Here is a 23,694-nt window from a genome sequence, read left to right on the forward strand (position 1 = left end):
GTGATTTATGCGCTTCTCATTTGCCCGGACGGCCCTCTTGGCCTCCGCGTTTTTTCTGGTCGGCACCGCGCATGCGGACAAGTTGATCGTGGGTGCGACCCAGGTGCCGCACGCCGAGATCCTGGAAGTCGTCAAGCCCGAGCTGGCCAAAGAGGGTGTCGAGCTGGATATCAAGGTGTTCAGCGATTACGTGCAGCCTAATTTGCAACTGGCTGATAAAGAACTGGATGCGAACTTCTTCCAGCATCAACCGTATCTGGACACTTTTAACAAGGATCGAGGTGCGAAGCTGGTGTCGGTCGGTCTCGTGCATGTCGAGCCCTTTGGCGGCTACTCGCGCAAGCTCAAGTCTCTGGACAAGCTACCCGAGGGCGCAACCATTGCGATTCCGAACGATCCGTCCAATAGCGGTCGAGCCTTGTTGTTGCTGCAAAAACAAGGTCTGATCAAGCTGAAAGATCCGACCAACATCGCGGCAACGCCACTCGACATCGCGGAAAATCCCAAGAAATTGAAGTTCCGCGAACTTGAGGCCGCGATTCTGCCGCGCGCCCTGGAGGATGTTGACTTGGCGCTGATCAACACCAATTACGCCCTGGAGGCCGGTTTGGTTCCAACCAAAGATGCGTTGTTCATCGAGGGCGCAGAGTCACCCTACGCCAATATCGTGGTCGCGCGCGAAGACAACAAGGATGCACCCGCGATCAAGAAACTGGTTGACGCCCTGCATACCCCCGCAGTCAAGAAGTTCATTGAGGAAAAGTACAAGGGCGCCGTGGTTCCGGCGTTCTAGGCTCGTCAGGCTGATCAGCCTGCGGCCAGGGCTTTTTTGAGGGTGGCGTGAAACTCGGCGACATCGTAGTCGCCGAGATAGCGCTTGATGATATGCCCTTGTTTATCGATCAGAAATGCGGTGGGCGTGAGCTTGACGTCGCCAAAGGCGCGCGCGAGCTCGCCTTTAGTGTCCAGGGTCACCGGAAACGGCAGTTTGCGTGTTTCGGCGTAGTTGAGCACATAGTTGGGCGGGTCATAGCTCATCGCGACGGCGACGGTCTCGTAGCCCTTGGGCGCGTATTCGTTGTAGGTCTCAATCGCGCCGGGCATCTGTTTGACGCACGTGACACAACTGGTCGCCCAGAACTTCACCATCACGACCTTGCCACGCAGATCCTGCATGCTGAAGGTCTTGCCTTCGATGGTGGTGAAAGCCACATCCGGGGCGGTGGGAGCTGGCCGCCATACAAACCAGGCCCCGATACCCGCTGCCACCAGAACGGCCAGGGCAAGAACAATTTTTTTCATGGCTTGCTTTTTCAGTTATTGGATGGGCATGACTTCTACGCCACCCGAGCTGCTGCTGCCGCCCGACTCGATGGGGGCGTTGGTCTGCGTGCCCGACGATGACGAGTCCTTGGGTTTGGAGGACGAGGTTCCTGACAGGCGAAGGGCTTCTTCGCGGCTGATGAATTCGAAGATTTTCACGACCTTGGCCACGCCGCTGACGCCTGACGCGGCGGTGGCCGCGTTATTGCCTTCGGCTTCGGTGACCAGACCCATCAGGTAGACCACGGCATGATCGGTGGTGACATCAATCGTTGCCGAAGGCACGTATTCGGTATTGAGTAGTTTGGTTTTGACCTTGGAGGTCAGCCAGGTGTCGCTCGAGCGGGTGCCGAACGAGGCGGCCGGTCCGATATTGAGCTGGTTGACGACCTTTTTGACGTGCTGAACGTTTTGCGCCAGGGCGGTGGCCTGATTTTTGGCCTCGGCGTTGGGGACGTCACCGGTCAGCAGGACCACGTTGTTATAAGACATGGCGTTCACGCGCGCCGCGTCGCCGAGCTTGGCGCTGATATCCCGCTCGGCTTTGAACTCGATATTCTGGTCTTCGAGTTGAGCGCCCGAGGTACGCCGGTCGGTGACCACCACGGCGGTCGTAGCCGCGGCACCGCCCACGAGCAGGGGCGCACACGCCGACAGGGAACCTGCCGCAGTGGCGATCAGAGCTGCCAACAGCAGGGGGCGGGCGATCTTCTTGGTATCGTGGATCATTCAGTGTCTCCGAGAAGTAAGGCGTCTATACCGTCACACAGCGCATGCAAGATCAGGGTGTGAACTTCCTGGATGCGCATGGTGCGGTCATGAGGCACACATAAATTGACGTCGTGCTCGGTCAATAGTTCACTCATGACCCCCCCGCCTTTGCCGGTCAGGGTGATGATGGTCATCTCGCGTTCGTGAGCGGCCTCCATGGCGCGGATCACGTTGGGGGAATTGCCGCTGGTGGAAATTGCAACCAGCACGTCGCCGGGTTGGCCCAGGGCGCTGACTTGGCGTTCGTAGATTTCTTCGAAACCATAGTCGTTGCCCACAGCGGTCATGATCGCTGTGTCGGTATTCAGAGCGATTCCCGCCAACGGCAGTCGTTCGCGCTCGAAGCGGCCGACCAGCTCGGCAATGAAATGCTGCGCGTCAGCGGCCGAGCCGCCATTGCCGCAGGCCAGAATCTTGCCGTTATTGGCCAGCGCCGCGAACAGCAGGTCGACCGCGCCGGCCAGCGGGGCCGATAGCGCGTGCATGCTTGCTTCGCAGACTGCCATGGCGTCACGAAAGTGTGACGTCATCCTAGAGGTCATATCCATGGCCGCCATTATCTCACGGTGGCGGGCGCAAGGGCGGACGGGGAAGAGGTCGCCTCTAAGGATAAGGATACAAGTGTCACGAGAACTCTCTGCGTCAAAGTGTAAAGGCCGCCGTTAGCCATTCGATCTCATCCGCATCAAAGGCCACGACATCAAACCGCACAGGCGGCGTGCGACCCTGCCAATGCTGGCGAGCCAGGCCGGGCAGCAGCAACGCCGCACTGCGGGCAACGCGGGCGCGCTTCATGTGACCTACGCTGGCGGCCGCCCCGCCATAACGACTGCTGGCCCGCGCTCGTACCTCGACAAACACCAGGGTGTCGCCATCGCGCATGATCAAATCGATTTCTCCGGTGCGGCAGTGCACATTGCGAGCCAGCGGGATCAGCCCCGCGTCTGTCAGTCGTCGCAAGGCCCGATCTTCGTGGGTGGCGCCCACGCGCTGTGTGGGTGAAACCTTGGGCTCGGACCGGCGCACATCGGTCGTTGTCCGCGCTAGCGCCGCCTTACGCATGGCGACGCGGCGCCGTTTCAATTGGCGTTGCTGTGCCAGACGGGCGCGTTCATAGGCAATATCCAGAAAAGGATCGTGCATGTCGTGAGATGCCCTGCTCGTGTCGGGCGGCTACACTGACATACTTTGCTGTCAGGTTGCTATTGCCCCATGAATCAAAATGTCCCGCTTGCGCACGCTGGCGATGTATGGAGCCGCATGGCTGAACGTGTGGCCGGCCAGCATTGGCCTACGGCCACCTTATACGTCGTGGCCACCCCCATCGGCAATCTGGGGGACTTGGGGTTGCGTGCCTGGCAGGCCCTCGCCCAGGCGGATGTGATCGCTGCCGAAGACACACGCTCCAGTCGCAGCCTGCTGGATGCATGGGGCATCAGCACACCATTGATCGCCGCGCATCGTCATAACGAGGCGACCGCCGCCCAAGATATCTGCCAGCGCCTCGAGCAGGGGCAGCGCGTCGCCCTCGTCTCCGATGCCGGCGCACCCGCCGTCAGCGACCCGGGTGCGCGTGTCGTAAGGGCCGTGCGGGCCGCCGGCTATATCGTGGTGCCCGTACCGGGCCCCAGTGCCGTCATCACGGCCCTCATGGGCAGTGGTGTCACCTCCGACGAAAATCCCGCCTATGCCTTTGCAGGCTTCGCTCCCCCCAAAGCCGTCGCACGGCAGCGTTGGCTGCGGTCATGGTGTGCCTTGCCCGCGCCCGTCGTCATGTTCGAATCCCCGCATCGCCTGACCGCGACGCTGAACGATTTGCTCGAGGTTTGCGGCGGACAGCGCGAGCTCACGATCGCCCGCGAACTGACTAAACGTTTCGAGCAAATCGCCACGCTGCCGCTATCTCGTGCCGCCGACTGGCTCGCCGAAGATCCTCATCGCGCGCAGGGTGAATTCGTTCTGATCGTCCACGCTGCCGCTTCCTCGGGCGACGACGATGTCGGCCCGGATGACCCCGCGACGATCGTCCTGCTCGATGCCTTGCTCGATACTCTGTCCGTGCGCGACACCGCTAAAGTCGCTGCCAAAGTCACAGGCCAACCCCGCGATGTTCTTTACGCGCTGGCGCTGGCCCGCAAGGAGGGCACATGAAAATCCCCTCGGCCACAGACCACGTAATTTATCTTGATACAGAAACCCCGTTGGGGCTCATGCGGCTAGCGGCTCGCGCCTGCGCCGCAAACGAGGTGTCCGGCCCGACTCGCCAATTGGCCAATCGTCCTACCGCGCGGGATCCTGACAGTGATGACACCGTTGTCGCTTTGAGTGGCGCCTGGTTTCTGGATCAATCCGACTTGCCCGCGCCCTCGGACGCCTGGCAGCAAGACACGCAACACCCCATCTTGCGCCAGGCTCAAACCGAACTCACCGAATGGTTCGCCGGTCAACGCCGCGAATTCGACGTTGCCCTGGCGCCGCAGGGAACGCTTTTCCAGCAAGCCGTGTGGCAGGCTCTGCTCGATTTGTCTTTTGGCACTACCTGCAGCTATAGCGATCTGGCGAGCGCGATCGGCAAACCCAAATCGTTCCGAGCTGCCGCCCAAGCCATCGGCCGCAATCCGATCTCAATCTTCATTCCTTGTCATCGAGTGGTCGGCCGCGACAGCTCGCTCACAGGATTCGGCGGCGGCCTGCCTCGCAAGCAAGCGCTGCTCCAGCATGAAGGCCATCGCTATCCGGGCCATCACGCCCGCGTGCGCCGTATCGACAACAGCCAATTGGCACTGCCTTGGCAGTGAATGGATTACTGCGCAGCCAGTTGCGGCAAAATCCCTGTCTGACTTGCCACCTGGCGCGCCACATCAAGCGCCGCTGCACGGTCAACATAAGGACCCAACCGGACCCGGTATAGACCGGCATTCTGTTGCACCACGGCCGTATCGCCTGACGAATTATCAAGCTGGCTATTGACCCGCTGTACGAGCGCCTGCGCGTTGGTGGGCTGACTAAACGCACCCATCTGCAGATAGATACCATCCGATCGCGACAACATCGACGGCCCGCTCGAACGGCTCGCGACACGGGTTACGTTGGAAGCCGGCGCAGGCGCCACTTCCTTGGTGGTCAACGTTCCGATGGGTGAGGGCGTTGGCTTCGATTCGGCTTTGGTCTCTTTCGCGGCCAACTTTGCGGTGGGCGACGGCGTCGGTTGCGCTTCGGGTTCGATCACCTTCATGGTCAGTTTTCCGACCGGCGCTGGCGTCGGTTTCGCCTTTGGCGCCTGCGCTATCTTGTCTGGCGCCGGCGTCCCCGTAATGTTAGTGCCTTCGGCCTGCGCCAGGCGGATTTCCTCAGGCAAAATGCGCTCCACCGTCACCTTGGCGCTACCCACCTTGATGAGTCCCAACTTCTTTGCCGCGGTATAAGACAAATCCACGATGCGACCGCGGTGAAACGGCCCGCGATCATTGATACGCACAATCACCGTGCGGCCATTGACACTGCTGGTGACCCGCGCATAACTGGGTATCGGCAACGTCGGATGGGCAGCCGTCATGGCGTACATGTCATAGGTCTCGCCGTTAGACGTGCGCCTGCCATGGAATTTTTTACCGTACCACGACGCTTTGCCGCTTACCTTGTAGGCTTTGTTCTCGTCGGTGATGGGCACATAGCGTTTGCCGAACACCTTGTACGGGCTATTACCACCACGGGACAATGGCTCAAGCTGCGGGATAGCGTCCGCGGTCTTTTCAATGCCTGCCGGCACGTCACGCTCGGGGCCGTCATCTTTGTAATAGCCTCCCCCCTTGCTCGTGCTGGAACTGCTGCTGGGGGAATGGGTAGGGGATTGGCTGCCCGTGTGCGACGGCGCTGTGGAAGTGCAACCTGCAATTACCACAGCCAAGCCGACCAATAGCGGGGTCAGGATCTGGCGGGTGTTCTTCAAGAGGATTCGTCCGGTAATTGTGCGCGATGCCGCACTAACAATGGGTCATGGTCGGCAAAGCGCTTGGCTAATTGCTCGACGACATAGACAGACCGATGTTGGCCGCCCGTACATCCGACCGCGATCGTCAGATAGCTGCGCGTATCTTGCGTGTATTGAGGTAACCAGCGCTGCAAAAAGCCCGTAATGTCGTCGATCATCTGGCCGACAATCTCAAAACTGGCCAGCCACGTCGCGACGGGCTCGTCGCGGCCTGTCAGGGGGCGCAAGTTGCGGTCATAGTAGGGATTAGGCAGACAGCGCACGTCAAAAACCAAGTCGGCATCGTTGGGGACGCCGCGCTTGTAGGCAAAAGATTGAAACGTCAGCACCAGTGGGGGCCGGTCGTCCTGGATCAGGTCTGCGATCCAGGAGCGGAGCTGGCCCGGGGTGAGGCCCGAGGTGTCAATGACGTGTTCTTGTTCACGCAACGGAGCCAGCAGATCGCGTTCCAGCGAAATGGCATCCAGGAGCGAGGGGGCTTGCCCGCCGCGCGACAGCCGGTCAGTGAGGGGGTGGCGGCGGCGGGACTCGGAATAGCGTTGCGCCAACGTTTGGGTGTTGGCGTCGAGGAATATCACGCGCAACGAGGTACCCATGGCACGTAACGCTGTGATGGTATCTGGCAAGTCGGCGAGCTCGCCTGGGGAACGCACGTCGATCGCGACCGCTACGCGTTCGAGCTGCTCATCGCGCGCGTTGGCGATGAACTCGCTCAGGAATCGAACCGGCAGATTGTCGATACACGTGTAGCCGGCGTCTTCGAGCATGCGCAGCGCCACGGATTTCCCTGAGCCGGAAATTCCAGTAATAAGGACAACTCTTAGCATGACCTCGATTGTTGCATGATTTTGCTTACCTGACACGCACTGGATGCCCGATGATAGGATCAGTAGGCATCAAGAAGAAGGAGTTTTGTTGTATCAAATTGATGTGACAGCGTAAGATGAGGCACCCGTACTACCCTGGCGAGTGGTCAAGCACGCCCGGCAGTGCCTCGTCCCCATTTTTCTTCGCAGCAATCAATGTCAGCATCTCCCATGTCAGCATTTCCCTGTGTGAGCCGCACGAGAGGGCCCTTGTGCCTGCTACTCATCCTGATATGGGCCGTGCTGTCCGGCGGGACTGCCATGGGGCAACCCGCAGCGCAGGGCCCGACCCTGCGTCCGGACACGATGCAGGCACGCGTGGCCGCCTGTACCGCCTGCCATGGCGCACAGGGCAAAGCGGGGACGGATGGCTACTATCCTCGCTTAGCCGGCAAACCTCGTGACTATCTTTACCATCAGTTGCTGAATTTTCGCGACGGTTTGCGTCAATATCGACCAATGACACATTTGCTAACAGGTCTGCCTGACGACTACCTGCTGGAAATTGCCACTTACTTTGCCGATCAGCATGTGCCGTATCCGCCGGCATCGCGGCCTGCGGTGTCCGCGAGTACGTTGGAGCACGGTCGCGTGTTGGCGACCCGAGGAGACACCGCTCGCGGCATTCCCGCCTGCGTGGCCTGCCATGGCACGTCATTCAGCGGACTGGCGCCCGCGATTCCGGGCCTGTTGGGCTTGCCGCGAGACTACATCGGCTCGCAAATCGGGGGTTGGAAAAACGGTTTGCGTCGAGCGGCGGAGCCAGATTGCATGGCCGATATTGTGCAGAAACTCACGCCAGAGGATATCGGAGCCCTGTCGGCCTGGTTGTCCTCGCGTACGATCGTGGAGCCTTATGTGCCAGATCCCGCCGGTTCAACGACCTTGCCTGCCGAATGCGGCAGCCAAGCCCAGCAGCGCTAAGGGGGCGGCATGAAACGCGTCATTTTGTATGTTCTGCTGGCCCTGGTCGTCGCGTGTGTGGTGGCGCTTGGCGTCGTGTACTGGCTGGGGACTCGCGATGAGGCGGTCCCGGCCGCCGCGGGGAACCCTGTCCAGGTGAGCGGCGCAGTGCAGACTGAAGGTCTGATCGAACAAGGCCGTTATCTGGCTCGTCTGGGCAATTGCATGGGATGCCACACAGCGCAAGGCGGTCAAGCCTATGCGGGAGGAACGCCGATCCCTACGCCATTTGGCACCTTGTACGGCCCCAACATCACGTCCGACGTACAAGCCGGCATAGGCGACTGGGACGCCGACGATTTTTGGCATGCCCTGCATAACGGTAAATCGAAAGATGGGAGTTTGCTGTACCCCGCTTTTCCTTATACCGAATACACGCGTGTATCGCGTGCTGATTCGGATGCGTTATTTGCTTTTCTGCGTACGGTGCCGCCATCCAGTCAGCCCAGTCGCGCGCATGAGTTGAAGTTTCCCTATGATCAAAGGGAGTTGCTGGCGTTTTGGCGGGCCCTGTATTTTGAGCCAGGGGTGCTGCAGCCGGAGGCCGGGCAATCGACGCAATGGAATCGTGGCCGCTATCTGGTCGAAGGGCTGGGTCATTGTGCTGCTTGTCACGCGCCGCGTAATAGCCACGGGGCCACGCGTGCCGCGGACGGCCTGGCCGGAGGAATGATTGCGGGGCTGGGGTGGTATGCCCCTTCTCTGGCCAATGACCCCGTGAGGGGGCTGGGCAAATGGAGCGCGCAAGATATCGCGACCCTATTGCGTACTGGGGTGGCGACGCACTCCACGGCCAGCGGGCCGATGGCGGAAGTGGTGCTGGGGAGTTCCCAATACCTGACCGAGACCGACGCGCTGGCGATGGGCCAGTATCTGAAATCCTTGCCAGCATCGTCAACGGATAGCGAGAACACGGTCACCCAACCCTCGACGGCGTTGCTGAACCACGGGGGCAAGCTGTACGCGCAGCACTGTGCCCAGTGCCATCAGGACCAAGGACAGGGCAGCGGGGTGGCCTGGCCAGCGTTAGCCGGTAATCCCACGGTGACGGCGCCGTCACCCGTCAACGCGATCCGACTGGTGCTCGATGGTGCCTACGCGCCCGCGACCGCCGCGAACCCGCGGCCGCACGGCATGCCGCCGTTTGGGCAGGTGCTGGGGGACAACGATATTGCGGCGCTGGTCTCGTATATCCGGTTCAGTTGGGATAACCGGGCGAGCGCTGTCACGGGATTTGACGTCAAGCGCGTGCGAGACGCGTCAACGTTGAACTGAGTTTGCAAGGGGGGCACGGCGCGATGGGGTGGCGCCGGCCCATTGATGTGATGGGGTTTATTTACTGCTTTGCAGAATCGCCATGGCCTGGCGTTCCATGAACTCGCCCAGCGTGTCGATGCCGCGCAGTTTCAGGATGGTGTTGCGCACGGCGGCCTCGACCAGCACGGCCAGGTTGCGACCGGCGGCCACTTGCAGCATGACTTTGCGCACAGGCAGGCCGAGCATGTCCTGGGTGATGTCCTGTAGGGGCAGGCGCTCGAATTTGTCTTGCGCCGTGGCGCGCACGAGGTGCACGATCAGTTTCAGGCGCATTTTGCGGCGGACCGAGGTTTCGCCAAAGATGGTGCGAATGTCCAGCAGGCCCAGGCCGCGAACCTCAAGCATGTTTTGCAAGAGCTGCGGGCAGTGACCCTCGATCATGCTGGGCGCGATGCGGGAAAACTCCACCGCGTCGTCGGCCACCAGGCCGTGTCCGCGCGAGATCAGCTCCAGCGCGAGTTCGCTTTTGCCCAGGCCGGATTCGCCTGTGATCAGCACGCCCAGGCCCAGCACGTCCATGAAAACGCCGTGTACGGTCGTGGTGGGCGCCAGTTTTTTGCTGAGATAGATACGTAACAAATCGATGAGCTGGGCCGCTGCGACGGGCGTGGACAGCAGCGGCACCTGGTGTTGCTCGCACTGATCGATCAGTTCTTGTAGGGGTGTCAGTCCATCGCCCAGCAGGATCGCCGGTACGCCGCCGAGCAAGAGCTCATCCATCAGATGGGTGCGGCGGCGCCGATCCATCCGCTCGTAGTAGGCGAGCTCTTCTACGCCAAAAACCTGGACGCGCGAGGGATGGATGAGATTCAGGTGACCCACCAGGTCGGCGGCCGCCATGCCATTATCGGGGACGGAGCGTTGGGCCGCAGGTTGGCCGGCGACCCAGTTGAAGGGGATATCGCCGACGTTATCGTCGATCAGTTCCTGGACCGTCAGCATGGCAGTAGTTCCGCGAACGTCAGCGTTGGCCCGTGGTCAGCATGCGATGGACTTCGGTCGGATCCGTCTCGGTGACCAGGGCTTCGCGCAACGCTTTGTTGGACATCAATTGCGCCAGTTCGGCCAGGATGTCCAAGTGTTGCTGAGTGGCCGTCTCGGGCACAAGCAGACACATCAGCATGATGACCGGCTCACCATCGGGCGCATCAAACGGCACCGGCTGCGCCAGCCGCACAAATGCGGCCAGGGGGGTTTCCAGACCTTTTACGCGACCATGCGGGACTGCCACGCCTTGGCCCAGGGCAGTGGATCCCAGGCGCTCGCGGGCAAACAGGCTGTCGAACACGATGGTTCGGGCCAAGCCATGATGGTTTTCAAAGAGTAGCCCGGCCTGCTCGAATGCCCGTTTCTTGCTGGTAACGGCCATGTCGAGCATGATGTTGCCGGCGGGTAGGATGCGCGACAAATGATTCATGCGGATCATTATAGGTGTTATCCCGCAGTGCAACAAACACTGCGTTCGCTCGCCTGTTGGAATCCACAAGCATAGTCGGTTCCGGGCGGGAATGGGAGGGGGTAACTTGCCGATGCCCCGGCGGGATCGAAACCATCCAGCGGGACACCGGTGTCAGGGCGATCCGTGAGGATCTTAAGGTTCAGTCCGGCCGTAGCGTGGCGCGAACAAGTAATGCTGTGCCTGCCTTATGGGCTGGGCGGTGCGCTGATATCGGGCAACCGCTTGACGGACTCTGCCGTGTGGCTCTGCATCTTGTCTTTGTGTTTCAAGACCTGACGGTCGATTTTGTCGACCAATAGATCGATGGCTGCATAGAGGTTTTCATCCACGGCTTCGCAATGGATATCCTTGCCGCGCAGTCTCATGGTGATTTCGGCTTTATGCCGCAGGGGCTCTACTGAGAGCATGACCTGGGTATCGATCACATGATCGAAATGCCGTAGCACTCGCGCCAGTTTGTTCATGACATATTCCCGGATGGCCGGGGTGACGTCGAGATGACGACCGCAGATGCTCAGGTTCATAGTGTGCTCTCCTTCCATATCAAAGAGAAATAAGTGCGCGTATTGCGCGGGAAAATGAGTAAAAAGGACCTCCTGTAGAAAAATAGAAATAGAACTGACTCAGTACTAGTGTATAGACTCTGCCCGGTAAAACAAGGGGCCCGGTCGCCGGGGTTACATCCGAAAATGTTCGCCTAGATAAACGCGCCGCACGGCGGGGTCGCCGACGATCTCGTCGGGCTGACCGTCCGTCAGAACCTTGCCCTCGCTGATGATGTACGCGCGGTCGCAGATCCCCAGTGTTTCCCTGACGTTGTGATCGGTGATGAGCACACCGATGCCGCGACCCTTGAGAAAGCGCACGATGCGTTGAATTTCGATGACGGCGATCGGATCGACGCCGGCAAAGGGCTCATCGAGCAGGATGAAACGCGGACGTGTGGCCAGGGCGCGGGCGATCTCGACGCGGCGGCGCTCGCCACCGGACAGCGAGATCGCGGCATTATCCCGGATATGACCGATCTGCAGGTCGTCGAGCAGGGCTTCAAGCTGCTCTTTAATTTCGGCCTGGGACAAGGCCTTGCCCTGCGCATTGAGTTGCAATTCCAGCACGGCCCGGATGTTTTGCTCAACGGTCAGACGTCGAAACACGGACGCATCCTGTGGCAGATAGGACAGCCCCATCCTCGCTCGTTTGTGAATCGGCATGGACGTGATGGTGGTGCCGTCGATTTCTATCCGGCCGGCGTCGGCGGGCACCAGTCCGACGATCATGTAGAAACTGGTGGTCTTGCCGGCGCCGTTGGGGCCCAGCAGGCCCACGACCTCGCCGCTGACGACCGACAGTGAGACATCTTGCACGACGGTGCGACCGTTGTAGATTTTGCGTAGGCCGGTGGCACGCAGGCTACCTTGTTTGACCCTGGGGGCGGACGACGAGGAAGACGGCGTGGAAGTCTGGGTCATTGCAACGGTATGAGCGGACGGCGAGGATGAATTAGCCATTTTGTTTGGCGTCTTTGGGGCCTTTTCCGCCACGGCATTCCGCGGCTGCGGCATCGGCTTTGGCACGCGGCTCGACAATCGAGCGTACGCGGCCGCCGGGCGCCGAGGAGTTGGCTCCCCCCTGGGCTTGGTATACCCCGGTTTTTTCGTTGTAGCGTACCCGCTCGCCACGGATGGTGTCGAAGGGTTTGCCACAGACGTAGCGGATGATGACGGCTTGCCCGATCAGGTCGAACTGACTTTTGTTGCTGTCATATTCGGCGCGCAGGCCTTTGCCCTCGATCACCTCGTAGGTGGCGGGCCGCTCTTGGCGGATGGTGACGACTTTACCTTTGTTGGCCCGGGCCGTGCCGTGCTGGTTGCCCGCGTCGTCTTCAGTGACCTCGAGTTCATCGGCGGTCAATTTCATGAGTCCGCGCGTCAGCACAACGTTACCAGTGAAAACGCTTTGACGCTTGATGTCATCGTAGTGCAGCGTGTCCGACAAAATCATCGTGCTGGGATCTTCGGCGGGCGCGTTCTGGTCTTGCGCGTGCACGCCGGCACCCATGCCCAGCAGCACGGTGGCGAGCAGGAACGTGATCGCGTGGCGGCGTGGCCGTGGGCTAAAGAAAGTCCGTAAGTCGGTCATGGTGGATTCTGGTTGGAGCCGTCTCGAGTGCGGCTGCGTGTTTCGGATCCGGCAATCTCGACGTCGGTGGACGCCGAGACCTGCAATTGCCGGGTTTTGTTGTTGTAGCGCATGCCAGTGCCGCTCATGCGTGAGTTGCCCTTGAGGACGATCGCAGGCAGGTCGGTGTAAATGACGTCCTCGTCAGGCAAGATGATGAGCTGTTCGCTACGTACGTCAAGCGCGTCGTTCTTTGCGTCTGGTTGGCGATGGACATGCGCCGAACCATTCATGATGATGCGATCACCGCCTTTTTCCATGATGGCGCTGTTGGCGGTGGCGACAGTGATAGGGTTGGCTTCTTGTTGGCCAACGGCCCGCGGGTCGGTGACATGGTAGGAGTCATCGTCCGGAAAGTGTTCGGCGTATGCGCCTTCCATACGATTGACGGGTTTGCCGCTGGCGTCCGTGCGCAACATGACGAAGTCGCGCGCCCAAGAATCCATCTCGTGGGTCAGGCGACGAGGCGGGTCGATGGGAATGGCACGCTGCGCGTAACCCGCCGCCCACCAGGTGCCGACCACTAGTGCAATCAGCAGCAGCAGGGCGATCAGCGCGGGAAGTCGTTCTTTCATGCGACGCCCTTGCGTTACTGAATCGCGCCCGGACCGAGCAGGCCGGGCGCGTTCATGAAGGCGCCGAGCCGGCCTTGGGCGGCCAGCAGCAGGTCGCAGCATTCGCGTACGGCGCCGCTGCCGCCGGGAACCGATGCCACCCAGTGCGCGGTCTGGGTGATGTAGCCGGGGGCGTTGGGGACGCTGGCAGCGAAACCGACCCGCTGCATGGCGGGCAAATCGATGATGTCGTCACCCATATAACCGATCTGGGAGAGTTCCATGCCGTGCCGTTGCGCCAGTTCGGTCAGTGCGGCGGCCTTGTCTCGTATGCCTTGCATGACATCGGCGATGCCGAGTTCGGCGGCGCGACGACTGACGATGGGGCCCGAGCGACCGGTAATCAGTGCGACCTTGAGGCCGCCTTCTGTGAGCAAGCGCAAGCCGTGGCCGTCCAGGGAATTAAAGCGTTTGAATAATTCGCCGCTCTCGCCGTAGTACAGGCTGCCATCGGTCAGGACGCCGTCGACGTCAAAAACCATCAGGCGTACGGCCGCGGCGCGCTGGCGTATGGCGGGAGCAATGCGGGCGAGCACCAGGGCTTCGGCGGGGTGGGGAAGAGGAGAAATCGTCATGGTCATACTACCTTCGCGGCCATCAGGTCATGCATGTGTAGGGCGCCCAACAGGGCGCCGTCGGCATCGACCACGAGCATCTGGTTCAGCCGTTGTTCGTCCATTTCCCGGGCGGCATCGACGGCCAGCGCATCGGGGCCGATGCTGCGCGGCAGGCGGGTCATGCCCTGGGCGACCGTTAGATTGCGAATGTCACCATGGCGTTCAATCAGGCGACGTAAATCGCCGTCAGTGAAAATGCCGACCGGCTTGCCTTCTGAATCTACCACGATGGTCATGCCCATGCCTTTGGCGGACATGACTTCGAGCACCGGAAAGAGGCTGGCGTCTTCGGTGACCAGGGGGAGCGCGGCGCCGTCGCGCATGACATCGCGGACGTGGGTCAACAGCCGGCGACCTAGCGTGCCGCCGGGATGCGAGCGGGCAAAGTCCTCGGGACCGAAGCCGCGGGCCTCCAGGCAAGCCACGGCGAGCGCGTCGCCGAGAGCCAGGGCGGCCGTCGTGCTGGCGGTCGGGGCCAGATTCAGCGGGCAGGCCTCTTGGGCCACGCTGGTGTCCAGGTGCCAGTCGGCCAATCGCGCCAATTCGGAGTCCGGGTTGCCGGTGATGGCGACCAGGGTGGTTCCCATACGACGGGCAACGGGCAAAATGGTGAGCAATTCCTGACCGGATCCGGAGTGTGAAATCGCGATCAGGACGTCGTCACGCGTAATCATGCCCAGGTCGCCATGGATGGCCTCGGCCGCATGGACGAAAAACGCCGGGGTGCCGGTCGAGGCAAAGGTGGCGGCGACTTTGCGGGCAATATGGCCCGTTTTGCCTATACCGCTGACCACGACGCGCCCACGACACGCCAGCAGCAGGTCGACGACGTGTCTAAAGTCGTCGTCCAGCCGTGCCGCCAGGTCGGTGAGGGCCTGTGCTTCGATTTGCAGGGTGCGGCGCGCCGAACTGAGCGCCGTCGCGGACGAGGGGGTGGGATGATCGATCATGGACGGATTTTAATCGCACTATGGCCAGTTGCTGATGGTCGGGGGGTATGGCATGCTGGCGCGGCAAATTTGCGTTTCCTTTCGCATCCATTCTTAGTCAGGTTCCTATCATGTCCTCGTTTCCCGCGCCCGTGCTAGGCACGCCTTTGTCCCCAACGGCCACCCGTGTCATGTTGCTGGGTTCTGGCGAGCTAGGTAAAGAAGTCATCATTGCCCTGCAACGGTTGGGTATCGAGGTTATCGCCGTGGATCGCTATGCGGATGCACCAGGTCATCAGGTCGCGCACCGTGCGCACGTCATCCCCATGACTGATCCCGAGGCCTTGCGGCGCGTGATCGAACAAGAACGTCCCGATGTCGTGGTGCCCGAGATCGAGGCGATTGCCACGGATGTGCTGGTGGCGCTAGAGGCCGCCGGCGCCGTGCGGGTGACGCCGACCGCGCGGGCTGCACAATTGACAATGAATCGCGAGGGGATTCGGCGTTTGGCCGCAGAAACCCTGAATCTCCCGGTCTCGCCCTATCGTTTCGTCGATACCGAGACCGAGTTGCGCCAGGCGATTGATAGTGGCATTGGCTATCCCTGCGTGGTCAAGCCCGTGATGTCCTCGTCGGGCAAAGGGCAATCCGTCATTCATGGGCCTGACGATATTGAGGCTGCCTGGCAATATTCCCAAGAAGGCGGCCGCGTGGGCGCCGGTCGCATCATTGTCGAAGGCTTTATCCGCTTTGATTACGAAATCACTCTGCTGACCGTGCGAGCACGCGGTGCGAATGGTGACATCGAGACGTTTTTCTGCGACCCGATCGGTCACCGCCAGGTCGACGGCGACTATGTCGAAAGCTGGCAGCCGCATCCCATGTCGCCGATCGCGCTGGAGCGCTCGCGCGAGATTGCCCGTGCCATTACGAGCGATCTGGGCGGAATGGGGGTCTTTGGGGTCGAACTGTTCGTGGCCGGGGATCAGGTCTGGTTTTCCGAAGTCAGTCCGCGGCCGCACGATACGGGCATGGTGACCATGATTTCCCAGGTACAAAGCGAGTTCGAATTGCATGCTCGTGCGTTGCTGGGTCTGCCTGTCGATACGGCGCTGCGTCAGGCCGGCGCCAGCAGCGTGATTTACGGGGGGCTCGACACGCGTGGAGTGTCGTTTCACGACGTCGCACAGGCGCTGGCCGAATCCGGCACCGATCTGCGGCTATTCGGCAAGCCCGAATCTTTTGTAAAGCGTCGCATGGGCGTGGCGTTGGCGGTTGCCGACAATGTCGAGGCCGCTCGCGAAAAGGCCAAACGCGTTTCGTCGACGGTGACCGTCAAGGCCTGAGTCTGATCGGGCAGGTGCCACGGCGAAAAATGCCAAGGGTTTGATCTTTATCAGGGTTAGGCAGTTTATCCGCGCGGTCCTTAATACAAAGTCATTTTTGCGGCCGTATCATGCCGCGATATGACGTCTTTGATCTTTTTTCCGAGTTGCCGTGAGTGTGGCTGCGCTACATCACAGGATTTGCCTTCGTATTCTGTTTGTTCGATAATTTCAGGAATTTCTGAAATCAACGTAATAAAATAATGCCACTCAGCCCTCAAACCGAACGTTTCGTCCTGCATTTTGGCGAGATGGGCAGCCGCTGGGGAGTTAACCGGACGGTTGGGCAGATGTATGCATTGCTGTTCCTGTCTCCGCAGCCGTTGCATGCGGATGACATTGCCGAGGCGCTGGGATTTTCGCGCTCGAACGTCAGCATGGGACTCAAAGAGCTGCAGTCCTGGCGGCTGGTCAAGCTGATTCACCAGATTGGAGATCGGCGCGATTACTTTGAAACCCCCAAAGACGTCTGGGAAATCTTCCGCATTTTGATGGAAGAAAAGCGTAAGCGCGAAATCGATCCGACGTTGACGATGCTGCGTGACACGCTGTTGGAGGCGCCTATGGGCGAGGCCGAGGCTTATGCGCATGAACGTATGGACGAAATGCTCAAACTCATCGAGCTCACCACCGGTTGGTTCGATGAGGTGCATAGCCTACCCCCAGAAACGCTGCAACGGCTGATGCGGATGGGCACCAAGGTTCAAAAGGTTCTGGATTTTGCCGGCAAGCTGCGGGGCCGGGATTGACATCGCAGCGCACAATGAGAGCCCCTATGAAGTTGCCCTGTATGTCCCTATTATGGGATACCTGTTGCGTCGGTCGCGGCGTGCAAATGCCGTCGTGGTGTGCTGTCTGTTCGGGGGCTGTCCATGATTGATTTAGACGTCGTGAATTTGTCGCGGTTTCAGTTTGCCGCGACAGTCATGTATCACTTCATTTTTGTGCCGCTGACCTTGGGCTTGTCATTCATTCTCGCCATCATGGAGAGTGTGTACGTCATGACGGGGCGCGACATCTGGCGCCGCATGACGATGTTCTGGGGCACATTGTTCGGCATCAATTTCGCGTTGGGCGTGGCCACGGGCGTCGTGATGGAGTTCCAGTTCGGCATGAACTGGTCCTACTACAGCCACTACGTGGGCGATGTGTTTGGCGCGCCGTTGGCGCTCGAGGGCCTGATGGCGTTCTTCCTCGAGGCGACCTTTGTCGGGCTGTTCTTCTTTGGCTGGAATCGTCTCTCGAAGGTTGGGCACTTAACCGTGACCTGGCTGGTGGCGTTTGGCACCAATTTTTCTGCGCTGTGGATTTTGATCGCCAATGGCTGGATGCAGAACCCGGTAGGGGCGGTGTTCAACCCCGACACCATGCGTATGGAGATGACGGATTTTGCCGCCGTTATTTTCAACCCGGTGGCACAGGCTAAGTTCGTACATACGGTCAGCGCCGGTTACGTAGCGGGTGCGATGTTTGTGATGTCGATCAGTGCCTGGTATCTACTGCGCCGTCGTCACGTGGACCTGGCTAAACGCTCCATGACGGTAGCGGCCAGTTTTGGTCTGGCCGCGTCCCTGTCGGTCGTGGTGCTGGGTGACGAAAGCGGTTACCTGACCACGGAACATCAGAAAATGAAGATTGCGGCCATTGAGGCGATGTGGCATACCGAGCCCGCACCGGCCAGCTTTAATCTGTTTGCTATTCCCAATCAGGCCGAGCGCAAGAATGATTTCGCGATCGAGATCCCCTATGTGATGGGCATCATCGGTACGCGTTCGCTGACGACGCCGTTGTTGGGGATCGACGATCTGGTCAGGCGCGCCGAGTTTCGTATTCGTGAGGGGATCGTCGCGTACCAGGCCATGGAACGCATACGGGCCAATCCAGACGATGTCGAGGCCCGTATGATCCTGGACAAAGGGTGGCCCGATCTGGGATACGCCTTGTTGGTCAAGCGCTATCAACCCGATCTGAGCAAAGTCACCGACGCCGAGATTCAACAGGCGGCGATAGACACGATTCCGACCGTGGCGCCGCTATTCTGGGCGTTTCGCATCATGGTGGCCGTGGGGATGTATCTGATCCTGTTCTTCGCGGTGGCGTTTTGGTTGGCTTCGCGTGGGCACCTGGAGAAGCGACCCGCACTCCTGAAGATCGCGTTATGGAGCCTGCCGTTGCCATGGGTGGCGATCGAGGCGGGATGGTTTGTCGCAGAGTATGGGCGTCAACCCTGGGTGATCGAAGGGGTGCTGCCGACGTACTATGCGGCGTCCGGCCTGACCGTTACCGATCTGGTGATCAGTTTGACGATATTCCTGGTGTTGTATACCGCACTATTGGTTGTCGGCGTGAAGGTGATGCTGCATGCGATCAAGGCAGGGCCCAAATCGGACTTGGCCGTTGCGCGTCCGACGCCGGCCGACCCGGTGGCCGCCGCTGTTGATGCCTACTAAGCCCGGAGATCACACATGGAAACGCTGATTCCTTTTGACTACGCGACATTGCGCGTGATCTGGTGGGCGCTGTTGGGCCTGCTATTGATCGGATTTGCCGTCATGGACGGTTTTGACTTGGGCGTCGCGGCGTTGCTGCCTGTTGTGGCGCACACCGATGCCGAGCGGCGGGTGGTCATTAACGTCGTGGCACCTGTCTGGGAGGGCAACCAGGTCTGGTTGATTACGGGCGGAGGCGCTATTTTTGCGGCCTGGCCGCTGCTCTATGCGGCGTCATTTTCCGGGTTTTATCTGGCGATGATGCTGGCGCTGCTCGCGCTCATCTTGCGACCGGTGGCTTTCAAATATCGCAGCAAAATGGAAGGCAGCCGTTGGCGTAAAACCTGGGATGGCGTGCTCTGCGGGACGGGCGTGGTGGCCGCGCTGGTGTTCGGGGTGGCCATGGGCAATCTGATCGTGGGCGTGCCGTTTGGTTTTGATAGCGCTTCTTTGCGACCCGAGTACCACGGGCACTTTTATCAGTTGTTCAGTCCTTTCGCGTTGTTGGCCGGTATCGTGAGCGTACTCATGGTGGTGATGCACGGCGCGGTGGTGCTGGCGTGGCGAACCGAAGGCGCGGTAGCGGCACGGGCGCGTCATGCCGGGCGCATCGCTGCCGTGCTGACAGCCGTGCTATTTGCCGCCGGAGGATTCTGGATCGCGGGAGCGATCGATGGTCATGTCATTACCAGTGCCGTGAATACGATGGCGCCTTCGAATCCCACCCTCAAAGAGGTCGCCGTCCAGGCGGGCAGTTGGATGCTCAACTTTGAAAAATGGCCCCTGGCCTGGATTGCACCCGCGCTGGGCGTCGGCGGCGCGTTGGTGGTGGCTTTGCTGCTGACGGTACGGGCGCACTGGCTGGCGTTCATCGTCTCGTCGCTGGCCATCGCGGGTGTCATCCTGACGGTCGGGTTTGCGCTGTTTCCCTTCTTGATGCCGTCGTCGACGAATCCGAATTTCGGGTTGACCATATGGGATGCATCGTCGAGCAAGCTGACGTTGTGGATCATGGTGTTGGCGGTCGCATTTTTTCTGCCGATCATCACGCTCTACACCGCCTGGGTCTACCGTGTAATGCGCGGTAAAGTCACGACCGAGTCGATTTCGGAAACGCCTAATTCTTATTGAGCCTAATACGTTATTGCGTATTGCGAGGAGCGTTAAATCATGTGGTATTTCTCGTGGATTTTGGGCTTGAGCCTAGCCTGTGCGTTCGGCATTTTGAACGCCATGTGGTTCGAACTGCGTGAAGGCGCAGAGCACGATCCGGCCAAGACGTCTGGCCGCGTGTGACCCGCGTGCAGCAGGGGCCTTCGGGGGCGACATCTGCCTCGACGTTGGGGGCCGACAAGCTGCCGCGCGAGCACGTCCGTTGGCTAAGTGCCCAGGCCCGCATCCCGCGGGTACCGCTGGCATTGGCCATTGCGGCGCCTCTCTTGGGTGGGGTGCTGCTGTTAGTGCAGGCCTGGTTGTTGGCGCAGGTGCTAGATGCTGCGATTGCCCATCAGGTGCCGCGTACGGCGCTGGTGGGCAAGATCTCGGTGATTATCGTGCTGATGGTAGTGCGCGCGGGGCTGGCGTGGGTCAGCGAGCGGGCAGGCGCGCGCGCGGCCGAGGACATTAAGCAGCGTATTCGCTTGGCGTTGTTTGATCGGCTGGTGAGTCGCGGCCCCGTATGGTCGCGGGCGCGCGTGTCCGGTGAGCTGGCCAGCGGCATCGTCGATCAGGTCGAGGCCCTTGATAGCTTTTTCTCTCGGTATTTGCCCGCCGCTGTCTCTGCCGCGCTGCTGCCCATCACCTTTGCGGTGGTGTTGCTGCCGTTTGATTGGATTGCGGGCCTGCTGCTGCTCGTGACCGCACCGCTGATTCCCCTGTTCATGGCGTTGGTCGGGTGGGGGGCCGAGGCGGCGAGTCGCCGGCATTTGCGGGCCTTTGCGCGGTTGTCGGGTTTTTTTGCAGATCGCTTGCGCGGATTGTCGACGCTGAAACTGTATGGTCGTGCCCAGGCCGAGGCGACGTCGGTGGCGACGGCCAGCGAGGCCGTACGTCAGCGCACGATGTCGGTGTTACGTATCGCCTTTCTGTCCTCCGCCGTCCTGGAGTTTTTCGCTGCGCTGGGTGTCGCCGGCATGGCCGTGTATTTTGGTCTGACGTATCTGGGTTTTCTGGATTTGCGCGCGACTGGGCTGACGTTGCAGGTCGGGCTTTTCTGCTTGCTAATGGCGCCTGAGGCGTATGCGCCGTTGCGTCAGTTTGCCGCGCATTATCACGATAGGGCGGCCGCGCGCGCGGCAACCGCGCAAATCGCGACGGCGTTCGAGGGACTGCCTGAAACGTTGCGGTCCGAGGCCGAGCCCGTGATGACGCCTGCCGATGCGGCGGACGATGCGCGTCTTCCCGAACGCACAGGATCTTCGACACGGCCTCTTGCGGGTGTCGCAATGAGTGTGTCCGCGCCCGGTTTGACGGTACACGCGCCGGGCCGGTCCGCGCCTGTGCTCGACGCGGCGTCGATCCGTCTGGCGGCGGGCGAGCAGGTGGCGTTGATGGGCCCCAGCGGGAGTGGCAAGACCACCTTGCTGGAAACACTTTGTCGCTTGCGTCCTGGCCAAGGTGCGATCGAGCTCGGCGGCATACCGCTGGCAGATTGGGACGAGAGCGCGTTGCGTACGCATGTCGCCCTCATCGGACAAAAGCCCTTTTTGTTTGCGGGCAGCATCGCGGACAACATTCGATTGGGCCGACCCGATGCGACCGATGCGCAGGTGCATGAGGCCGCGCGTCGCGCGTATGTGTGGGAGTTTGCGTCGCCCCTGCCCGCAGGTCTGGATACTGAACTGGGCACGCGGGGACGCGGACTGTCTGGCGGTCAGGCGCAGCGGGTCGCGCTGGCGCGACTGTTTCTGCGAGACCCCGGGCTGATCCTGCTGGACGAGCCGACCGCGCATCTGGACGGGGCGATGCAAATGCAAGTCCTGGACGAAATACTGGCGTTTGCACAGGGGCGCACGCTGCTGCTGGCGACCCATGCTTCGGCCGTGGCGCAGCGCTTGTCGCGAACGATTCAGGTGGTGCATAGCAAGCTGGAGCCCGCATGAAATCCCTCCTGCGGTTGTTGCCATCTTTATATCGCCGCCGCTGGGTGAGTTTGGCAGGATCGCTGTTGCTGGCGCTATTGACGATCGCCGCCGGCGTGGGATTGCTCGGCGTATCGGGCTGGTTTTTGAGTGCGGCCGCCTTGGCGGGAGCGGGGGCCTTTTTTAACCTGTTCGCGCCGTCGGCGCTGGTGCGGATGTTGTCTTTTGTGCGCATCGCGTCGCGTTATGCGGAGCGATTGGTAGGGCATGCCGCCACGCTGCGCTTGTTGACGGATTTGCGCAGCCGCGTGTTCACGGCGCTGGTGGCGTTGACGCCTCGCCAGTTGGGGCGCTATCGCGATGGCGACTTGGTGGCGCGTTTGACAGGGGACGTCGATGCCCTGGATACCGTGTTTCTACACGTACTGACCCCCATGCTTACGTCCGGCATTGCGGCGGTCGTGCTGGCTGTCGTGCTGGGCGTCTGGGTGCCCGCGGCGGGGTGGGTGTTGGCTGGTGCGATGGGGGTGGCCTGTCTGGTGATTCCCGTCTGGCAGGCGCGTGCTGCGCGTGTGCCTGGGGTTGAACTTCAAGAAAATCTGGCGGCGTTGCGAGCGACCACACTCGAGGTGGTGGAAAGTCACGCTGACCTGATGGCCTTGTCTGCCGTGGATCAGGTCAGATCCGGATTTGCCGTGGACTGCCGGCGCGCGGCGCGCGCCCATGAAACGCAAATGCACGTGGCGGCCAATGGCGTGTGGCTGCTGCAGGTCCTGGCCGGCGTTTGTGTGCTGGGCGTTTTGTGGTTCGGTCTGGAAGGGTTGCGCCAGGGACGGTTGAGCGGACCGTTGTTGGCGGGACTGCTGTTGGCGGTCATCGGTATTTTTGAGGTCACGGGTCCATTGATGCGAGGCGCCGCAAGATTGGGGGGCGCAGTCGCGGCCGCGCAGCGTATTCGCGCTCTGGTTGAACAGATACCTGATCAACGTGACCCGGCGCACCCCCGGTCCTTGCCCGCGCAGGGAGCGATTGAGTTTGATGACGTGTCTTTTGCTTACCCGAGTGCGGAGGAGGCGCTGACGGCGCCGGTGTTGAAATCGATCAATTTGCGTATCGAGCCGGGTGAGCACGTCGCCATCACCGGCCCCAGCGGAGCAGGCAAGTCCACATTGTTGCAACTGTTGGTGCGACTCGAGGATCCCCAGTCTGGATGCGTGCGTTTTGGCGGTGTGGATTTGCGTCAGGCGTCGTTAGCGGAATTGCACAGCAAAGTAGCGTGGTTGGCGCAGGACGCGCCGGCGTTTCTGGGCACGCTGCGAACCAACTTGTTGATCGGTGATGCGCAGGCCGATGAGGCGTCGCTGTGGGCGGCGTTGGATGGGGCACGGTTGGGAGACTTTGCGCGGAGCTTGCCGGATGGACTGGATACCTGGGTCGGAGAGACGGGGGCGAGTCTATCGATGGGGCAAGCACGTCGCTTGTGTCTGGCGCGGGCCTTGTTGACGCCCTGTCCGGTCCTGGCCCTGGATGAGCCCACCGCCGGGCTGGCGGAAGACGCACAGGAGGCTTTTTTTACCGATCTGGCACGTGCTGCGGCGGGCCGCACGGTCGTGTTGGTAACGCATGCGCGTTTGCCGCCGGGCGCGGTGGACCGCACGCTGCGCTTGCGTGGCGGATGTCTGGAAGTTTCTGTTCTAGCCTAACCGCACGGG

26 protein-coding genes are annotated in these 23,694 nt (G+C 60.9%); 12 read left to right on the plus strand and 14 right to left on the minus strand.

What is annotated here, in order from left to right:
• The first annotated feature begins 7 nt into the window (after positions 1 to 7).
• A complete protein-coding gene (locus ACYVDM_RS25560) occupies positions 8 to 793 on the plus strand; it encodes a MetQ/NlpA family ABC transporter substrate-binding protein (protein WP_415793410.1) in 786 nt (261 codons plus the stop codon).
• A gap of 14 nt (positions 794 to 807) precedes the next feature.
• On the opposite strand, the gene ACYVDM_RS25565 is transcribed toward ACYVDM_RS25560, so the two are convergent.
• The 4 genes from ACYVDM_RS25565 to ACYVDM_RS25580 all read right to left on the minus strand — a co-directional run bounded on the left by ACYVDM_RS25565 (position 808) and on the right by ACYVDM_RS25580 (position 3,237).
• On the minus strand, positions 808 to 1,302 hold the full coding sequence (locus tag ACYVDM_RS25565) for a peroxiredoxin family protein (protein WP_415793411.1): 495 nt from the start codon (positions 1,300 to 1,302) through the stop codon (positions 808 to 810).
• 15 nt (positions 1,303 to 1,317) lie between these two features.
• Entirely contained in the window at positions 1,318 to 2,052 is a 735-nt protein-coding gene (locus tag ACYVDM_RS25570; protein ID WP_415793412.1) for a BON domain-containing protein, read from the minus strand.
• The gene (locus ACYVDM_RS25575; RefSeq protein WP_415793413.1) at positions 2,049 to 2,642 is read right to left on the minus strand and encodes a phosphoheptose isomerase; all 594 of its coding nucleotides are present in this window, start codon (positions 2,640 to 2,642) and stop codon (positions 2,049 to 2,051) included. The genes ACYVDM_RS25570 and ACYVDM_RS25575 overlap by 4 nt, the downstream gene beginning before the upstream one ends.
• 94 nt (positions 2,643 to 2,736) lie before the next feature.
• Positions 2,737 to 3,237, minus strand: coding sequence for a YraN family protein (locus ACYVDM_RS25580; protein WP_415793415.1), 501 nt, complete (start codon positions 3,235 to 3,237; stop codon positions 2,737 to 2,739).
• Positions 3,238 to 3,306: 69 nt separating this feature from the next.
• On the opposite strand from ACYVDM_RS25580, the gene rsmI reads away from it, so the two are divergent.
• Positions 3,307 to 4,245 (plus strand): 16S rRNA (cytidine(1402)-2'-O)-methyltransferase, encoded by a 939-nt coding sequence (gene rsmI / locus ACYVDM_RS25585; protein ID WP_415793416.1) that lies wholly within the window; start codon positions 3,307 to 3,309, stop codon positions 4,243 to 4,245.
• Positions 4,242 to 4,892 carry a methylated-DNA--[protein]-cysteine S-methyltransferase gene (locus tag ACYVDM_RS25590; RefSeq protein WP_415793417.1) on the plus strand — a complete coding sequence of 217 codons (651 nt, stop codon included), beginning with the start codon at positions 4,242 to 4,244 and terminating at the stop codon, positions 4,890 to 4,892. The genes rsmI and ACYVDM_RS25590 overlap by 4 nt, the downstream gene beginning before the upstream one ends.
• A 5-nt stretch (positions 4,893 to 4,897) precedes the next feature.
• Here the strand turns inward: ACYVDM_RS25590 and ACYVDM_RS25595 are convergent, their stop codons facing one another.
• Positions 4,898 to 6,049 (minus strand): septal ring lytic transglycosylase RlpA family protein, encoded by a 1,152-nt coding sequence (locus ACYVDM_RS25595; RefSeq protein ID WP_460475493.1) that lies wholly within the window; start codon positions 6,047 to 6,049, stop codon positions 4,898 to 4,900.
• A complete protein-coding gene (rapZ, locus tag ACYVDM_RS25600; protein ID WP_415793419.1) occupies positions 6,040 to 6,912 on the minus strand; it encodes an RNase adapter RapZ in 873 nt (290 codons plus the stop codon). Before rapZ ends, ACYVDM_RS25595 begins: the two co-directional genes overlap by 10 nt.
• Before the next feature lie 300 nt (positions 6,913 to 7,212).
• Here rapZ and ACYVDM_RS25605 point away from each other — a divergent pair, with 300 nt between their 5' ends.
• Entirely contained in the window at positions 7,213 to 7,875 is a 663-nt protein-coding gene (locus tag ACYVDM_RS25605; RefSeq protein ID WP_415793461.1) for a c-type cytochrome, read from the plus strand.
• A gap of 9 nt (positions 7,876 to 7,884) precedes the next feature.
• Complete coding sequence (locus tag ACYVDM_RS25610; RefSeq protein WP_415793420.1) at positions 7,885 to 9,189, plus strand: c-type cytochrome; 1,305 nt, start codon at positions 7,885 to 7,887, stop codon at positions 9,187 to 9,189.
• Between the two features lie 57 nt (positions 9,190 to 9,246).
• On the opposite strand, the gene hprK is transcribed toward ACYVDM_RS25610, so the two are convergent.
• The 8 genes from hprK to ACYVDM_RS25650 form a co-directional block, all read right to left on the minus strand.
• Positions 9,247 to 10,173: an HPr(Ser) kinase/phosphatase gene (gene hprK, locus ACYVDM_RS25615; protein WP_415793421.1), complete on the minus strand. Its 927-nt coding sequence runs from the start codon at positions 10,171 to 10,173 to the stop codon at positions 9,247 to 9,249.
• Positions 10,174 to 10,192: 19 nt separating this feature from the next.
• Complete coding sequence (locus tag ACYVDM_RS25620) at positions 10,193 to 10,648, minus strand: PTS sugar transporter subunit IIA (RefSeq protein ID WP_415793462.1); 456 nt, start codon at positions 10,646 to 10,648, stop codon at positions 10,193 to 10,195.
• 227 nt (positions 10,649 to 10,875) lie between these two features.
• Complete coding sequence (gene hpf / locus ACYVDM_RS25625; protein WP_415793422.1) at positions 10,876 to 11,214, minus strand: ribosome hibernation-promoting factor, HPF/YfiA family; 339 nt, start codon at positions 11,212 to 11,214, stop codon at positions 10,876 to 10,878.
• 153 nt (positions 11,215 to 11,367) lie between these two features.
• Complete coding sequence (lptB, locus tag ACYVDM_RS25630) at positions 11,368 to 12,159, minus strand: LPS export ABC transporter ATP-binding protein (protein WP_415793423.1); 792 nt, start codon at positions 12,157 to 12,159, stop codon at positions 11,368 to 11,370.
• A 31-nt stretch (positions 12,160 to 12,190) separates the two neighbouring features.
• Positions 12,191 to 12,829: a lipopolysaccharide transport periplasmic protein LptA gene (gene lptA, locus ACYVDM_RS25635; RefSeq protein WP_415793424.1), complete on the minus strand. Its 639-nt coding sequence runs from the start codon at positions 12,827 to 12,829 to the stop codon at positions 12,191 to 12,193.
• Positions 12,826 to 13,443, minus strand: a complete 618-nt coding sequence (gene lptC, locus ACYVDM_RS25640; protein WP_415793425.1) for an LPS export ABC transporter periplasmic protein LptC — start codon at positions 13,441 to 13,443, stop codon at positions 12,826 to 12,828. The genes lptA and lptC overlap by 4 nt, the downstream gene beginning before the upstream one ends.
• 14 nt (positions 13,444 to 13,457) lie before the next feature.
• Positions 13,458 to 14,063 carry a KdsC family phosphatase gene (locus tag ACYVDM_RS25645; RefSeq protein ID WP_415793427.1) on the minus strand — a complete coding sequence of 202 codons (606 nt, stop codon included), beginning with the start codon at positions 14,061 to 14,063 and terminating at the stop codon, positions 13,458 to 13,460.
• Positions 14,060 to 15,049: a KpsF/GutQ family sugar-phosphate isomerase gene (locus ACYVDM_RS25650; protein ID WP_415793428.1), complete on the minus strand. Its 990-nt coding sequence runs from the start codon at positions 15,047 to 15,049 to the stop codon at positions 14,060 to 14,062. Before ACYVDM_RS25650 ends, ACYVDM_RS25645 begins: the two co-directional genes overlap by 4 nt.
• Before the next feature lie 110 nt (positions 15,050 to 15,159).
• On the opposite strand from ACYVDM_RS25650, the gene purT reads away from it, so the two are divergent.
• The 7 genes from purT to cydC all read left to right on the plus strand — a co-directional run bounded on the left by purT (position 15,160) and on the right by cydC (position 23,685).
• Positions 15,160 to 16,374: a formate-dependent phosphoribosylglycinamide formyltransferase gene (purT, locus tag ACYVDM_RS25655; protein WP_415793429.1), complete on the plus strand. Its 1,215-nt coding sequence runs from the start codon at positions 15,160 to 15,162 to the stop codon at positions 16,372 to 16,374.
• A 242-nt stretch (positions 16,375 to 16,616) separates the two neighbouring features.
• The gene (locus ACYVDM_RS25660) at positions 16,617 to 17,162 is read left to right on the plus strand and encodes a GbsR/MarR family transcriptional regulator (RefSeq protein WP_415793430.1); all 546 of its coding nucleotides are present in this window, start codon (positions 16,617 to 16,619) and stop codon (positions 17,160 to 17,162) included.
• Between the two features lie 123 nt (positions 17,163 to 17,285).
• Positions 17,286 to 18,863 (plus strand): cytochrome ubiquinol oxidase subunit I, encoded by a 1,578-nt coding sequence (locus ACYVDM_RS25665; RefSeq protein ID WP_415793431.1) that lies wholly within the window; start codon positions 17,286 to 17,288, stop codon positions 18,861 to 18,863.
• Positions 18,864 to 18,878: 15 nt separating this feature from the next.
• On the plus strand, positions 18,879 to 20,033 hold the full coding sequence (gene cydB / locus ACYVDM_RS25670) for a cytochrome d ubiquinol oxidase subunit II (protein ID WP_415793432.1): 1,155 nt from the start codon (positions 18,879 to 18,881) through the stop codon (positions 20,031 to 20,033).
• Between the two features lie 39 nt (positions 20,034 to 20,072).
• Entirely contained in the window at positions 20,073 to 20,198 is a 126-nt protein-coding gene (gene cydX, locus ACYVDM_RS25675) for a cytochrome bd-I oxidase subunit CydX (RefSeq protein WP_415793433.1), read from the plus strand.
• A gap of 5 nt (positions 20,199 to 20,203) precedes the next feature.
• Positions 20,204 to 22,003, plus strand: a complete 1,800-nt coding sequence (gene cydD / locus ACYVDM_RS25680; protein ID WP_415793434.1) for a thiol reductant ABC exporter subunit CydD — start codon at positions 20,204 to 20,206, stop codon at positions 22,001 to 22,003.
• Positions 22,000 to 23,685, plus strand: a complete 1,686-nt coding sequence (gene cydC, locus ACYVDM_RS25685) for a thiol reductant ABC exporter subunit CydC (protein ID WP_415793435.1) — start codon at positions 22,000 to 22,002, stop codon at positions 23,683 to 23,685. The genes cydD and cydC overlap by 4 nt, the downstream gene beginning before the upstream one ends.
• Positions 23,686 to 23,694: the final 9 nt, after the last annotated feature.

The organism is Bordetella tumulicola (genome assembly GCF_054779135.1).